At 71.6% G+C, this 14330-nt stretch carries 13 protein-coding genes and 2 pseudogenes; 9 read left to right on the forward strand and 6 right to left on the reverse strand.

Annotation, left to right across the window (positions count from 1 at the left end):
• The 3 genes and pseudogenes from ACSNOB_RS29235 to ACSNOB_RS29245 form a co-directional block, all read left to right on the forward strand.
• The coding region (locus tag ACSNOB_RS29235) for a cellulose binding domain-containing protein (protein WP_436690334.1) at positions 1-403 on the forward strand (403 nt) is incomplete at its 5' end.
• A 285-nt stretch (positions 404-688) separates the two neighbouring features.
• Positions 689-2323, forward strand: a complete 1635-nt coding sequence (abc-f, locus tag ACSNOB_RS29240) for a ribosomal protection-like ABC-F family protein (RefSeq protein ID WP_436690336.1) — start codon at positions 689-691, stop codon at positions 2321-2323.
• A 263-nt stretch (positions 2324-2586) separates the two neighbouring features.
• Positions 2587-2784: pseudogene (locus tag ACSNOB_RS29245) on the forward strand (MFS transporter); the annotation flags it as partial.
• A gap of 314 nt (positions 2785-3098) precedes the next feature.
• Here ACSNOB_RS29245 and ACSNOB_RS29250 read toward each other — a convergent pair.
• Together ACSNOB_RS29250 and ACSNOB_RS29255 are read right to left on the reverse strand one after the other, a co-directional pair.
• Positions 3099-3764, reverse strand: a complete 666-nt coding sequence (locus ACSNOB_RS29250) for a Type 1 glutamine amidotransferase-like domain-containing protein (protein ID WP_436690338.1) — start codon at positions 3762-3764, stop codon at positions 3099-3101.
• Between the two features lie 340 nt (positions 3765-4104).
• Positions 4105-4464 (reverse strand): MerR family transcriptional regulator, encoded by a 360-nt coding sequence (locus ACSNOB_RS29255; protein ID WP_436690340.1) that lies wholly within the window; start codon positions 4462-4464, stop codon positions 4105-4107.
• A gap of 58 nt (positions 4465-4522) precedes the next feature.
• Here ACSNOB_RS29255 and ACSNOB_RS29260 point away from each other — a divergent pair, with 58 nt between their 5' ends.
• A complete protein-coding gene (locus ACSNOB_RS29260; protein ID WP_436690342.1) occupies positions 4523-5452 on the forward strand; it encodes an NAD(P)-dependent oxidoreductase in 930 nt (309 codons plus the stop codon).
• 79 nt (positions 5453-5531) lie between these two features.
• Here ACSNOB_RS29260 and ACSNOB_RS29265 read toward each other — a convergent pair whose 3' ends face one another.
• The 3 genes from ACSNOB_RS29265 to ACSNOB_RS29275 all read right to left on the reverse strand — a co-directional run bounded on the left by ACSNOB_RS29265 (position 5532) and on the right by ACSNOB_RS29275 (position 8347).
• Entirely contained in the window at positions 5532-6389 is an 858-nt protein-coding gene (locus ACSNOB_RS29265) for a tyrosine-type recombinase/integrase (protein WP_436690344.1), read from the reverse strand.
• A 192-nt stretch (positions 6390-6581) separates the two neighbouring features.
• Positions 6582-7229 (reverse strand): hypothetical protein, encoded by a 648-nt coding sequence (locus tag ACSNOB_RS29270; protein ID WP_436690346.1) that lies wholly within the window; start codon positions 7227-7229, stop codon positions 6582-6584.
• Between the two features lie 227 nt (positions 7230-7456).
• Positions 7457-8347, reverse strand: coding sequence for a DUF1963 domain-containing protein (locus ACSNOB_RS29275; protein ID WP_436690348.1), 891 nt, complete (start codon positions 8345-8347; stop codon positions 7457-7459).
• Between the two features lie 581 nt (positions 8348-8928).
• On the opposite strand from ACSNOB_RS29275, the gene ACSNOB_RS29280 reads away from it, so the two are divergent.
• Positions 8929-9423, forward strand: a complete 495-nt coding sequence (locus tag ACSNOB_RS29280; RefSeq protein ID WP_436690358.1) for a hypothetical protein — start codon at positions 8929-8931, stop codon at positions 9421-9423.
• A gap of 23 nt (positions 9424-9446) precedes the next feature.
• Here the strand turns inward: ACSNOB_RS29280 and ACSNOB_RS29285 are convergent, their stop codons facing one another.
• A complete protein-coding gene (locus tag ACSNOB_RS29285; RefSeq protein ID WP_436690350.1) occupies positions 9447-10718 on the reverse strand; it encodes an MFS transporter in 1272 nt (423 codons plus the stop codon).
• 72 nt (positions 10719-10790) lie between these two features.
• Between ACSNOB_RS29285 and ACSNOB_RS29290 the strand changes: the two genes are divergently transcribed.
• The 4 genes and pseudogenes from ACSNOB_RS29290 to ACSNOB_RS29305 all read left to right on the forward strand — a co-directional run.
• Entirely contained in the window at positions 10791-11783 is a 993-nt protein-coding gene (locus tag ACSNOB_RS29290) for a DUF5937 family protein (protein WP_436690352.1), read from the forward strand.
• A complete protein-coding gene (locus ACSNOB_RS29295) occupies positions 11780-12199 on the forward strand; it encodes an NUDIX domain-containing protein (protein WP_436690354.1) in 420 nt (139 codons plus the stop codon). The genes ACSNOB_RS29290 and ACSNOB_RS29295 overlap by 4 nt, the downstream gene beginning before the upstream one ends.
• Positions 12200-12509: 310 nt before the next feature.
• Complete coding sequence (locus tag ACSNOB_RS29300) at positions 12510-13634, forward strand: snapalysin family zinc-dependent metalloprotease (protein WP_436690356.1); 1125 nt, start codon at positions 12510-12512, stop codon at positions 13632-13634.
• 129 nt (positions 13635-13763) lie between these two features.
• Positions 13764-14330, forward strand: a pseudogene (locus tag ACSNOB_RS29305) (hypothetical protein); the annotation flags it as partial.

Raw genomic sequence — 14330 nt, forward strand, 5'->3', positions numbered from 1 at the left:
CACCCGGAGCGCCACCCCGACCGCCACCCGCGCGAGCCGCAGCCCCACGGCGAAGCCCTCGCCCACGGCCACCTCGATCGCGCCGTCCGCTCCTGCCGTGACCGCCCGCTACGAGACCGCGTCCACCCGGCTCTTCGGCTACACCGGCGAGGTGGTGGTCGACAACTCGGGCGGCACGGCGGCGAAGGGCTGGACGGTGGTCGTCACGCTGGCCGACGGCAGCACGGTCGACGACGCCAGCGGGGCAGACTGGCGGCAGGACGGGCAGGCGGTCACCTTCACCGGGCCGCCCGTGCCCGCCGGGGGAACGCGCACGTTCACGTTCGAGGTGCGCGACGCCGACCCGCGCACCAAGGCGCCCGAGAGCTGCACGGTGGGCGACGATCCGTGCGCGGGCCTGTGACGCCGCGGCCCCGCGGTCGGTGACGCCTCCGCCCCGCGCCCGAATCGGGACGCCGCCGGCGGCGTCCCGCGCGCCCTCGTGGCGGAGGCGCGCTGTTAGGATGGGCGGGACTGATCGGGACAGGGAGACCAGACATGGCGGGTGACGACGACATCTCCGGGTGATACCGGAGGTGCCCGGCCGTCGGCAGGCGGGTGACAGCCGCCGCCGTGGCCACGGGCCGTCGCGTCGTAGACCCCGTTCCCCGGGCGCCCTGCGCGCCCACGTCACCTCAAGGGCTCCCGCATGTCCGATGCGTTCATCATCTGCTCGAACCTGTCCTTCTCCTGGCCCGACGACACCCCCGTGTTCGAGGGCCTGTCGTTCACCGTGGGCGCCGGCCGCACCGGCCTCGTCGCCCCGAACGGGGCCGGCAAGACCACCCTGCTCCGGCTGATCGCCGGGGAGCACCGGCCCACCGGCGGGACCGTCACCGTCGACGGGGTGCTCGGATACCTGCCGCAGAGCCTGCCGCTCGCCGGTGACCTGACCGTGGCGGAGGTCATGGGGATCGCCCCGGTGCTCGACGCGCTGCACGCCATCGAGTCCGGGGACGCGGACGAGCGGCACTTCGCCACCATCGGCAACGACTGGGACGTCGAGGAACGCACCCGCGCCCAGCTGGACCGGCTCGGCCTCGACGACGTGTCCCTCGTCCGGCGTCTGCACACCCTCAGTGGCGGGCAGATCGTCTCCCTCGGCCTGGCCGCGCAGCTGCTGAGGCGACCCGACGTCCTGCTGCTGGACGAGCCCACCAACAACCTGGACCTCGACGCGCGCCGCAAGCTCTACGACGTGCTGGAGGCGTTCAGCGGGTGCCTGCTGCTGGTCAGCCACGACCGGGCGCTGCTCGACCGCATGGACCGCATCCTCGAACTCGACCGCGACGAGGTGCGCACCTACGGCGGGAACTACACCGCCTACGAGGCGGCGGTGCGCGCCGAGCGGGAGGTCGCCGAGAAGAACGTCCGCCATGCCGAGCAGGAGGTCAAGCGGGAGAAGCGGGAGATGCAGCAGGCCCGCGAGCGGGCCGAGCGCCGCGCCGGCAACGCCGCCCGCAACCTCAAGAGCGCCGGCCTGCCGAAGATCTTCGCGGGCACCATGAAGCGGGGGGCCCAGGAGTCGGCGGGCAGGTCGAACGAGACCCACGCCGCGCGGGTCAGCGACGCCAGGGCCCGGCTCGACGAGGCGGGTCGCGCCCTGCGCGACGAACAGAAGATCACGCTGGAGCTGCCCGACACGAACCTGCCGGCCGGCCGTACGGTCTTCCTCGGCGAGCGGATCCAGGTGCGCTACGGCGCGCGCCCGCTCTTCGCCGGCGACGGCGTCGACCTGGCGATCCGGGGGCCCGAACGGATCGCCCTGACGGGTCCCAACGGCGCCGGCAAGTCGACCCTGCTGCGGGTGGTCAACGGCGACCTGGAGCCGGAGGGCGGTCGGGTCCGGCGCGCCGACGGCCGGATCGCCTACCTGTCGCAGCGGCTGGACCTGCTGGATCTCGACCGCACCGTGGCGGAGAGCCTCGCGGCGTACGCGCCCGCCATGCCCGAGGCGCAGCGGATGACCCTGCTCGCCCGGTTCCTGTTCCGGGGCTCCCGCGCCCACCTGCCGGTCGGGGCGCTGTCCGGGGGCGAGCGGTTGCGCGCCACCCTGGCCTGCGTGCTGTATGCCGAACCGGCGCCCCAGCTGCTGCTGCTGGACGAGCCGACCAACAACCTGGACCTGGTCAGCGTCGGCCAGTTGGAGAGCGCGCTCAACGCGTACCAGGGCGCGTTCGTGGTGATCAGTCACGACGAGCGGTTCCTCGTCGAGATCGGCGTGGACCGCTGGCTGCGGCTCGCCGACGGCCGGCTGCGGGAGACCGGCGCCCCGGGGACGTAGGCGCCGGTGCACGAGGCCCGACGGCCCGCCTCCCGGTCGGAAACCGGTTGCCTGACGACCGGTGAGCTCGACCAGTGTCTGCGCCATGTCGAGCCCTGAGGGATCCAGGGTGAGGGCTTCCGGTCACGCCGTCACCCTCTGCACCCCTGAGTTCATAGTTCGCGTCCCCGCAGCTCGGCTGCGTGGACCGGTACGCGTGACCCTCGCGGCGCCGGCCGTGGTGACGAGACGTCTCCCCGTTCTCTCTCACCTCGAGGCTCTCGATGCCTCTTCCGCTCTACCTGCTTGCCGTGGCGGTCTTCGCCCTGGGCACCTCGGAGTTCATGCTCGCCGGCCTGGTGCCGGACATCGCCGCGGACCTTGACGTGTCGGTCGGGGCCGCCGGGCTCCTGACCTCGGCGTTCGCGGTCGGGATGATCGTCGGCGCGCCGCCGGTGGCGGCGCTCGCGCGCCGGTGGCCCGCATGGGCGGGTCGTACGCGACCGCGGCGCTGAACACCGGCGCTGCCGGCGGCCCGGTCGTCGCGGCGGCAACCTCGCGGGCCGACGCCGGCGGCATCGGCCCGTGTGGGGCAGCGTTGTTCTGGTCGCGGTCGCCCTGCTCGTCGCGCTGCCGCTCCGGCGGGTCGCCGCGCCCGCGCCGGCCAGGCGGGCCGGCGGCCGGGTCGCGTACCTGTCGCAGCGGCTGGACCTGCTGGACCTGGACCGCACGTTACCAGCAGCGATGAACGCCGATCCGCCGAGAGCGGCAGATCCGGATAGTCGCCCGGCGACGATTACCCGAACTTCGTCCATTGCCCTTCGGAGATTACGTCGACTGAGCCGTCGACGACCTTGATGGCCGTCTGTTCGTCGATGGCGTAGGCCGGGACGCCGATGTCGGCGGCCCATCGCTCCGCGTCAGCCATGGTGTTCGTCGGGAAGAGGTTCAGGTGCGGGAAGATCGAGAAGTCGACGGCTCCCAGAGTGCGGTCGTCTGGTGCGGACGGCCACTCGACGAAGTAGTCCCCGATCCGGGGCGTCATCACCATGCTTCCGGCGCTTACTCCCACCCAGACCTTGTCGGGCAGCGAAGGCAGCAGATCGGCCAGCCCGGACTCGCGCATCCAGTGGCACAGGTATGTCGCGTCGCCTCCGTCGACCAGGAGCACGTCGGCCTTCCGGACCCAGGGAACCCATCGCTCCGCGCCGATGGTGGGCAGTGCGGTGAGCTCGAGTACACCGAGCGACGCCCAGCCCAGGCCGGACATGCACTGCCGGTCAGGCTTGGGCTGGGCGGCGACGAAGTCCCGTACCGATGTCGGACCGCACATCGGGTGACCCCACTGTGCTGTCGGGACGCAGAGGGCGTGGCACTCATCGATCGGCTTGCCGAGCAGCTGCACGAGCACCGAGTGGATGCTCGGGTTCGTGACGCCGCCGGACGTGAGCAAGAGCTTCACGATGCCTCCGAATTTACGCGCGAAGGAGAGTGTGCCTGATGACCGAGGGCCGCGCCGGCACTCATCGTAGTTTCGAACGTCCACTTTCGGCGGTCGCTCAGCTGGCGGGGCGACTACCCTGAACCCGGTCCTACTTCGCCCAACACGTGCACCCGACCGAGGCGCGCGGGACGCGCATGCCACGGCGCCCGCTCATCGGCACGTCCGGATGCCACTCGTGAGCCGATCAACTGCGTGACGAGCGCTTGGCGGCAGATGCGTGCAGCCGACCTTGGTGGTGCGGGGGCGTGCCGATCTTCACGCGGATGGTGGCTTGGGACGTAACCGGACGAAGCCCCATTCACCTGGAACGTACCCCGGATTGGATCAAACGGTCGAGGACGGCACGGGCGGCCGTGAGCTTCTCGATCGAGCCGGTGATTCGGGCGCGTTCCTCGGTCAGTCCCTCTATCAGTTCTGGACAGGTGGGAGCAAGCGTGGTGGCGTCGTCGGGAATACAAGGCAGGATCTCGGCGATGGTGGAGGTTCCGAGCCCGGCAGACAGCAGCAAACGGATGTGGCGCACAGTGTGCAGCGCCGCCTCGTCGTATTCGCGGTAGCCGCCTGCGCTACGACGAGGCTTCAGGAGGTTCTGTTCCTCGTAGTACCGCAGGGCTCGCGGCGTCACTCCGCTTCGGCGGGATAGTTCACTGATCCGCACGCCGTGAGCAAATCACGCCTTGACCTTCACGTCAACGTGAACGTTTACAGTCTCCCGCATGTCCAACTCTGAGATTGAGAACAGCTCCAGCACGGCCGTCGCGGTCCTGGGCCTCGGCCCGATGGGCCAGGCGCTCGCCACCGCAATCGTCAGCAGCGGTCGGCCTACCGTGGTTTGGAACCGTACCGCAGGTAAGGCCGCCCGGCTCGTGGAGCGCGGTGCCTGGCTGGCACCGAGCCCGGCGGAGGCGGTGCGCCAGGCGTCGACGGTGATCTGCTGCGTGATGAACTACCGCGCGCTGGGCACCATCCTCGACGCCGTGAACGACTGGTCCAAGACCACGCTGGTGAATCTGACCAGCGGTCACTCCAGTGAGGCACGCGCCATGGGGGCATGGGCGGCCGAGCGCTCCGTTCCGTACCTCGACGGAGCGATCCTGACACCTGCTCCGACCATCGGAACATCCTCGGCGTCGATCCTCTACAGCGGACCCCGACCGGTCTTCGACCGCAGCCGCCCCGTTCTGCAGACGCTCGCGAACAGCACGATGTTCGTTGGCGAGGACCACGGCGCCGCGGCTGGGTACGAAACGGCGCTGCTGGACCTCTTCGCGACGGCCGTCGGTGGAGTGGCGCACGCCTTCGCCATGGCCACCGCCGAGAACATCGACCCCCAGGCGTTCGCCCTTCTAGCCAAGGGGATCGGGAGTCTGCTCACCGAACAGATAGACCGGTTCGCTGGCCAACTCGGCGAAGGGCACTTCCCCCCCACCATCTCGAGCATCGCATCGTTGTCGTCCACGACCGAGCACATCATCGAGGCGGCGGACGCCCATGGCATCGACGCCGGGCCGCTGCGCGCCCTTCAGGCGATCATGGGCCGCGCCGTCGCCGCAGGCCATGGCGGCGACGGATACGCGAAACTCACCCAACTCATCGCTGAGGGCCACAACAACACCCACCGGCACCATCGCACTCTCGTCGGCTGATACGACACCTGCGGTGTATTGCCGATCAGCTCTCGCTGGACACCAGCATCCGCACATCGGCAGAGCCGTGAGCGGCTGATCATGTTCCCGAGGCCATGTAGGCAGCGAGGATGTAGTTGGGGTGCCGGTCGAGGTTCTTACGGGCGCGGTCGTAGCGCATGGTGGTTCGCGGATCGGCATGGCGGGCGGCGATCTGCACGTCACGCAGGCTGACGCCGGCGTCGAGCATGGTGGTCACGAACGTGTGGCGCAGCATATGGGGGTGCATCCTCGGCATCCGGATCCCCGCCGTGTGGGCCAGGTGCTTGAGTCGGCGGGTGGCGGCATGCCGGTCCATCTGAACACCGAGGGTATTGCGCAGGATCGGCCCGCTAGTGCGCTCGTCGACGGCCCGGTCGATGGCTCGGGCCACCGCGGGTGGCAGCGGGACGAGCACGACCTTGCCTCCCTTGCCGCGCACGCGTAGGACCCGGTGTCCGTGCTCCTCACCCAGGTCGGCGATGTTCGACCCGCAGGCTTCGAAGATCCGCAGCCCGAGCAGACCCAGGAGCGCGACCAGGGCGAAGTCGTTCGGGTTGGCCGACAGCCGGGCGGTAGTGATCAGAGCCTCGAACTGTAGGTGCCCCAGCCGAAGGGTCGGCGACTCGGACGGCACCGTGGGCCGACGGACGTAGTCGGCCGGCGAGTGCTCCAGGATGGCGTCGATGACGCAGACCCGATAGAACCCGACCACGACCGACAGGCGCCGCGAGACCGTCGAGGGCTGGTAGCGGCGTACGTCCTGCAGCCAGCGCACGTACCGCTCGACGTCCATCCGTGCCAAGGCGAGCGGATCAAGGGCCTGGTCGGTGCACCAGCGGAGGAAGACTCGCAGGTCGGACTCAGTATGGACGCGAGTTTGCCCACGGTAGCGGCCCAGAAAGGCGGACTGCGGCACGCAGAACGAGCTGATCGGTCGGTACGACGCTGGAAGCGGGAGCAGGAGAGGTAGTCATACATCACCGTGCGTCACCAGCAGCGATGAACGCCAGTCCGCCCAGAGCGGCAGATGTGCGCGTTGACAACCATGAGCTCTGTCGGGTCCGGAAGGGCAGAAATCCCGGGCGCGAGCCACAAAGCCGTACATCCGCTACGGGCCGCGCTTCACCTCGCGAACAACGTTCGTGCTATGTCGGGCTGCCTTTGCGCGCAGCCGATCCTCTTCGGACTGATCGAGGGCATCGTCATCGGCGAACTCCATCCAGCCGCACTCGTCGTCGGCGCAGATTGCCACGAGGTACGGCTCGCTGTCGTCGTCGGGCTCCGGTCGCACCCGGATGATTTCGACCAGGTGATCAGTCGGGGGTAGCCCAGCTTGCCTACGCTGGCGACGCCTCCGGGCCGCCGCAAAGCTACCTGGTTGGCCCCGGTACGGCGGCGACACAAGGAACTTTGGCCGATTCGTGGCCTCGACAATCCAGTTCAACGGCACGAGCACGACATTGGTCAGCAGCATGACCACACCAGCAGAGAGAATGAGCTCTGGCCATCTCGCGCTCGTGATGGCCCCAAGCGCCACTGCGATGCCACCCAAGGCGAAGCTCCCGGTCATCGCCCCAGCGCAAAGCAAAGCGCTCGGGTACGTACGTGGCGTCACGGCGACGACCCACCCGAAGTCGATCAGCGGCATCCGGGAGGTATCTCCCCGCCAAATCCTTCCCGCCAGTCTCACATAATCGAACAAAACCGCGATGGCGATACTCGCCACCGTGAGCCCTCCCACGAGGTACCCCAGCACGAACGCAGAGTATCTGCTCCACACTCCCCCCGCACGGCACGAACCGACCGGCAAGGTGCCCCGCCAAATCGAACTGAACATCCGCTCTCCGGCGTACCGGAAGCTGAAGCACAGGGCGGACCGGTCACGGTCTGCGACGCTCGATCAGCGGCGTGAGCGGATGCCAGCATCTGACGTCGGCGTCGCAGGCAACGCAGATCGTGGCCGTATCCGGCGCCGCCGGTGTTCTATGGGATCAACTCAGCCACGGAAAGCGCCTCGTCCAGCCGACCAGCGGCCAGGTCGTCGTGACGGATCACGAAACTCCCGTCGCTCCGGTAATAGAACTCGTTATCTACGGGAAAGCGGGCGAGCGACACCCACTCACTCGTCAGCCGGTGTGTCTCCTTCTCCACATGGGAATACCATTTCGCGACCGGGATGACGATCTCGCCGGTCTTCTCGCGCCACGCGAGGGTCTGTTCCGCAATACTCTTGATTACCTCCTCGTCGGCATACCCGCCGATATAGGCGCTGGCGTACCCGTTGTCAGGCGGCCAGAGATCGTTGGCCAGAGCACAGAGTTCGTCAAGGTGCGGCAGGTCACGCTCGAGGTCACGGGCCAACTGCTGCTGGAAGGGCGACAGGTCGTCCTCGTCCTCGTCGTCCTCGTCGTCCTTGTCCGCCCCGAACCAATCGGGGAACTCCGCGCGCAGCGTGGCGCCGACGTCGTACTGCTTCTCGACGAACGCGTGGTCGGTGGATCCTGCCGCCACCTCGGTATCGCTGCCGGCCGGCACATACACGACTCGCCCGTACCTCCGCTCCCCGGTGGCAGCGGCCTGCTCGTGGTCCAGGAAGAACAGCAGCGAGCCGTCTGCCGGCAGGCCGAAGCCGTCGACTCTTGGCAGCGCCGCACAGTCAACCGAGAAGATGAACGGCAACGGACTGACCCCAGCGGACGGCCAGTCCATGCCCACCGGCAGCCGGGGCAACCCACCGAATTGCCCGACCGGATCACCGCCGGATCCCCCGCTCAACCGGATCGACAAACGGAGGTGCTGGATGAACCGGCTGACCTCGTCGTCCGGGATGCCCAACGCGAGCGCTGCACGACGAAACTGCCCCTGATGATCCATAGCGCAACATGGTGCCACGAGGGCGAGCCCGGCGACCGGTACCCCACGGCCCGCACGCGCTGTCGTCGGCATCGCTGCCGTCGTGATCAGGTGCGCGCACATCGGCATGAGCGGAAGCGGTTAGGGCTCGGCAACGCCACCACGCGTGTTCGATGAACTCCGTACGCTGGCGGCGGCCGGATTGTCGGCTCGCCGGTGAGCGCGCGGATGTCGGTGGGCGGTCAGGTGCTCGGTGGCGTACGCGGCTCTGCAAAGCGCAACGCCGGGACCCGGCCGAGGTTGTGCGAGTGCTCCTCACAGAAGAGGCAGCCGGCCGCGACTGGGCCAACCCGCGCGCCCGCCGCAACCCGGGGCGGTGCGAGCTGTTCCAGTGGCTGGCGACCATGAGACCTCGGCATGGCTGCTGCGCCAGCACGACTCGGCGCGACCTGCGGGCCGACGGCTGCGGCATCTGGCTGGATGACGGGCGATGCCCGACCCCTCGGGGTTTCCACCTGCGCCGCGATCGCTGGCCGATGAGAGGAGACGCGCCGGGTCGCCGCGTGACACGATGCCGGTGGACCCGAGCAGGGGAGGCCAGCGTGTCGACACCCACCACCGAGCCGAGCCGGCTACGCGGTCGCCTGACGCGGGTGATCCTCGTGCACGGGCTGCTGGCGGCGGCGTTCGCCCTGCTCGCCGCCGTGGGTGCGGCGTCGACGGCCCGGGGCGCGGTGGCGTTCGCCCTGCCGTGGCTGATCGTCGGGGGAGCCGGTGCGCTCGGTGCGCTGCTCGTCGTCGTGGTCGCCTGGCGCCTGCGCGACGGCCCGGCGCCGGCGGCACCGCGCCGCTGGCCCGCGCGCTGGGAGACGTCGGCGCGCCTGGGCATGGCGCTGGCGGCGCTGGCGGCGGCGACCGTCGGATACGTGGTGGCGCCGACGGGGCCGGAGCGGGGCTTCGTGCTCGGCGTGAACGCGACCCTCGCCGGCGCGCTGGCGCTGTTCGCCCTGGCCGCCGGCGACGTGCGACGCGTCGCCCCCCGCAGCGTCGGCGCCGCTCGGCGACCCGGTCGGCGCTGGCGACGGCACGAGCCGTGACGTCCCCCGGAGAGGGGCGACCGTCAGGCGTCGGTCGGCGCGGGCGGTCGGCGCAGCGTCCGTAGCGGCGAACAGAACACCGGCAGCCAGGTCAGGGCGTTGGCGAGCGCGCCGGCCACGAGGCAGGTCCGGACGTCGGCGTACTGGCCGAGCAGGCCGGCGGCCACCGCGCCGACGGTGAGCGCCCCGGTGAGCAGGAAGCGGAAGGTGGCGTTCATCCGGCCGAGCAGCGCGTCCGGGGTGGCGCCCTGGCGCAGGCTGACCCCGATGACGTTGCCGACGCCGGTGCGCCACGCCAGCGCCAGCCAGCCCAGCCCCGCCGCCCACAGCATCGCCCCGCCGTCGATCAGTGGGACGAGCCCGCCCAGCGGCGCGACGAGCAGGCCGGGCAGCCAGAGCGCCCGCCCGTGCCCGATGCGGTCGGCCAGCGGTCGGGCGGTCACCGCGCCGAGCAGCGCGCCGATTCCGCCCGCGCCGAGGAACAGGCCGAGGACGGCCGCGCCCAGGTCCAGCTCGCGCAGGAACACCACCGGGAGCATCGTGGTGGTCAGCTGCATGGTGAGGTTGATTCCCGCGGTCGACACGGCGAGCGGGCGCAGCAGCGGGTTGCCGAAGACGTGCCGGACGCCGGCGCCCAGCCGCCGCCCGAAGCCGTCCGTCTCCGGGCGCGTGGGGCGGCGCGGGGCACCGGCGGGGATCCGCCCGAGGATGACCGCGGAGAGGGCGAAGCTCACCGCGTCCGCAACGATCGCGACCGGCGCGGTGAGCGCCTGCACCACCAGTCCGCCGAGCCCTCGCCCGGCGATCTGGAGGGTGGCGCTCGTGCTCATCATCAGCGAGTTCGCCGCCACCAGCCGGTTGCGGCCGACCAGTTCCGGCAGGTAGCTCTGCGCCGCCACGTCGGCGAAGACGGTGCCGACGCCGGTCAGCAGCGCCACGACGTAGAGCTGTCCCATGGTGAGCCCGCCGGCCCACCAGGCCACCGGCACGGAGGCGACGAGGGCCGCCCGGAGCAGGTCGGCCGTGACCAGCACCGCCCGGCGGGGCCACCGGTCGATCCAGACCCCGGCCGGGAGGCCGATCACCAGGAACGCGGCGGTGCTGAGCGCGCCGAGCAGTCCCACCTGGCCGGGGCTGGCGGCCAGCAGGGAGACGGCGAGCACCGGCACCGCGAGGTGGCCGATGTGGAACCCGATGCCGTCGATGAGCGCGGCGGCGTAGAGCAGGCGGAACGAGCGGGGCCAGCGGGGATCGCGACGCCGGCTGGGGGCCGTCGCCGTCAGGGCGGTGGTCATGCGCCCACGGTGCCGGCCGCGCCGCTACCGAGGCGATATATTTGATCCTCGCCGAATCCATGGGGACAAACGATGATGCTGGTCGGGTTGGACGCGCGGGACCTGGCGACGACCCGGTTCGCGGTCTCGCCGCTGTGGGAAGTGGTCGCCAGCGTGCGCATCCTCCGGGGAGAGCGCCGGTTCCCCGAGCACCTGCCCTGGATCGAGCGGGCCCGGCAGCGTCTGGCCGGCCTGGACTGGCGGCTCCTCGCCGACCTGGTCCCGGAGCCGGCGGCGGTCATCCCGACCTTCGTCTGCCCGCCCCCGGCCACCTCGCAGCCCACCCTCGACGTGGAGCTGGCCACCCTGGCGGCCACCCCGCCCGAGGCCGTGCGGGCCAGCCTCGACGGCCAGCCCGGCCCGCGTCCGCGAGGGCTGGCCGAGCTGTACGACGACCCGCCCGCCGGCCTGGCGCGGCTGGTCGGGGTCGTCCGGGCGTACGCGGACGCGGCGATCGGGCCGTACTGGCCGCGGATGCGCACCCTGCTGGAGCGGGAGGTGCTGCTCGGCGCGGCGCGGATGGCCACCGACGGCGTGCAGGGTCTGCTCAACCATCTCGACCCGTACGTCCGGCTGGAGGGCGACACCCTGCACGTGGACCACATCGTCGTGTCCGGCGCGGTGCGTCTCGACGGGCGCGGCCTGCTGCTGGTCCCGTCGGTCTTCGCCGGGCCCCGGGTCTGGTCGAACTTCGGCTCGCCGGGGCAGCCCGTGCTGCGCTACCCGGCCCGCGCCGTGGCGACGCTGTGGGAGCGGGACCCGGTCCCGCGCGGCCGGGGTCTGGCGCGGGTGCTGGGGCGCACCCGCGCGGCGCTGCTGCACGAGCTGGCGGTGCCCACCTCGACCACGGAACTCGCCGACCGGTGCGGGCTGAGCCTCGGTACGGTGTCGGCGCACCTCGGAGCGCTGCGCGACGCGGGGCTGGCGGGCGCCCACCGCGCCGGCCGCTTCGTGCTGTACGCGCGGACGACCGCGGGCGAGGCGCTGGTTGCCGCCGCGCCCCGGCCCGGAAGGGACCGGGCGTGACCGCACGCGGGCCCAAGGTCTCCTGCGTCTTCGTCTGCCACGACGGCGCGGGCCGGCTGCTGCTGGCCCGGCGCGCGGCCGGCGCCCGGGACGAGCCGGGGACCTGGGACACCGGCGCCGGGGCGCTGGAGTTCGGGGAGAGCTTCGAGGCGGCGGTCGCCCGCGAGGTCACCGAGGAGTACGCTGCCACGCCGCGGTCGGTCACCCTGCTCGGGGTGCGCAACGTGCTGCGCGACGACCCGCCCTCGCACTGGGTCGCGGTGCTCTTCGCGGTCCGGGTGGACCCGGCGGAGGTGGCCATCGGCGAGCCGCACAAGTTCGATCGGATCGGCTGGTTCGCCCGCGACACCCTGCCCGCGCCGCTGCACTCGCAGCTGCCGGCCACCCTGGCGATGCTTCCCGACGCGCTGCCCTGACCCCCGGCGGCCGGTGCGGCCGGCCGTCTGACGTCGCCGGGCGACACCGTCGTCGCCGGGGTGCCCGGTCAAGACCACCCTGCTGCGGGCCCTCGCGGCCGAACACGACGCGCCGGTGGTGAACGGGTGGGGGCGATGGTATGACGATTCCGTTATGCCGTATATCGGCGGCAGTCGCTCTAGCATTCACGTATATCAATGACCGGCGGTGGCACGCCGCCGGACAACCGCAGGGAGTGCGTGTATGTTCCGACGACAACTGCTGCGCACGGCGGGAGCCGTGCTGGCGGCGGTCCTGGCCGCAACCGGAATGCAGGTGGCCACGGACGCCAGCGCGTCCGCCGCCGCCCGTACCGTCTACTACGACGCGAGCCGGGCCGGCGAGTTCCGCACCAACTTCGACCAGGCCGCGGCCATCTGGAACAGCCGGGTCAGCAACGTCCAACTGGTGGCCCGCACGCCGGGCAACGTCACCATCTACGTCGACAGCGGCTGGCCGCGGGCGCAGGTCAGCGGGCTCGGCTCCGGCCGGATCTGGATGGGCTGGACCGCCGTGAACCAGGGGTACGACCGCACCCGCATCGCCAGCCACGAACTGGGCCACATCCTCGGCCTGCCGGACCGGCGCACCGGGCTGTGCTCCGACCTGATGTCCGGCAGCAGCGCGCCGGTCTCCTGCCGCAACGCGTACCCGAGTTCCACCGAGGCGTCGCGGGTGAACTCGCTGTTCGCCGGCGGCCTGGCCGCCGCCGAGGTGCCCACCGGCACCTTCTCCTGGAACGACGGCGACGACGTCTCGCCGTACGTGGTGGGTGGCCGGCCGGCCACCGAGAACTACCCGTGGATGGTGTACGTCTCCGGCTGCACCGGCACCCTGATCAAGGCCAACTGGGCGGTCACCGCGAAGCACTGCTCGACGCCCTCCTCGGTGCGGGTGGGCAGCATCTACCGCAACAGCGGCGGCACCGTGGTCAGCGTGGTCCGGGCCGTCAACCACCCGAGCGTGGACGTCAAGCTGCTGCAACTGTCCAGCTCGGTCGGGTACGCCCCGGCGCCGATCCCCAGCACCTCCGGTGCGGTCGGCACCGCCACCCGGATCATCGGCTGGGGCCAGACCTGCCCGACCCGGGGCTGCGGCAGCGCTCCGACCGTCGCGTACGAGTTGGACACCTCGATCGTGTCGGACAGCCGCTGCATCGGCATCAACGGCCCGTACGAGATCTGCACGAACAACACCAACGGCAACTCGGGTGCCTGCTACGGCGACTCGGGCGGCCCGCAGGTGCGCCGGATCAACGGGGCGTGGTACCTGATCGGCGCCACCAGCCGCTCCGGCAACAACAACTCCACCTGCGCCACCGGCCCGTCCATCTACGTGGACCTGCCGGCCATCCGGTCCTGGATCAACACCCAGGTCGGCGGTCTGCCGGTCTGACGACCCGTCGCCACCCCGGGGGGACGCCGCGCGCGGCGTCCCCCCGTCCGTCGGCGTCCGGGGCGTCACGCGGCGACCACCCGGAGTGCGGTACGGTGCGTGGCACATCGACCCCTTCCGAGGTGAACCATGCCTGTCGTGGCCGCACTCGCCCTGACCCTGGCGCTCGCTCCCGCACCCACGCCGTCGGCCTCGGGCGGGCCGGTCGGCGACCTCCTCGGCGGCGTCGGGCAGATCGTCGACGACCTGCTCACCGGCGGGGGCCGGGGGACGCCGAGCGCCTCTCCGACGCCGGCGCCGTCCGGCTCGACGCCGGCGCTGGGCCCGTCGGCTCCGGCCGGCCCGTCGGCGGCGCCGGTCGCGCCCGGTCCGTCCGCCTCGACGTCCGCCTCCGCCCCCGTCGCCGATCCGGGTCGGACCGCCGAGGGGCCGGGCGAGCGGAAGGCGGCGGTGCCCGCCCCGAACGGGCGGACCGCGACCTCGGACACCCCGTCGGCGGTCGGGGCGCCGCCGCTGGACGGCGACGGGGGAGCGCAGCGGTGGCTGGTCTACGGCCTGGCGGGGGCGGCCGTGGTGGTGCCGGTGCTGCTCGTCCTGCGCCGACGCCGGCCCGCCCCCGCGCCGGCGTCGGCGCCTCCATCGCCTCCGCCTCCCGCGTGCTCAACGGCGTCGGCGGGAGCGAGGAGACCATCCGCA

Origin of the sequence: Micromonospora sp. URMC 106, from assembly GCF_051386395.1 — a bacterium.
GTDB lineage: Bacteria > Actinomycetota > Actinomycetes > Mycobacteriales > Micromonosporaceae > Micromonospora.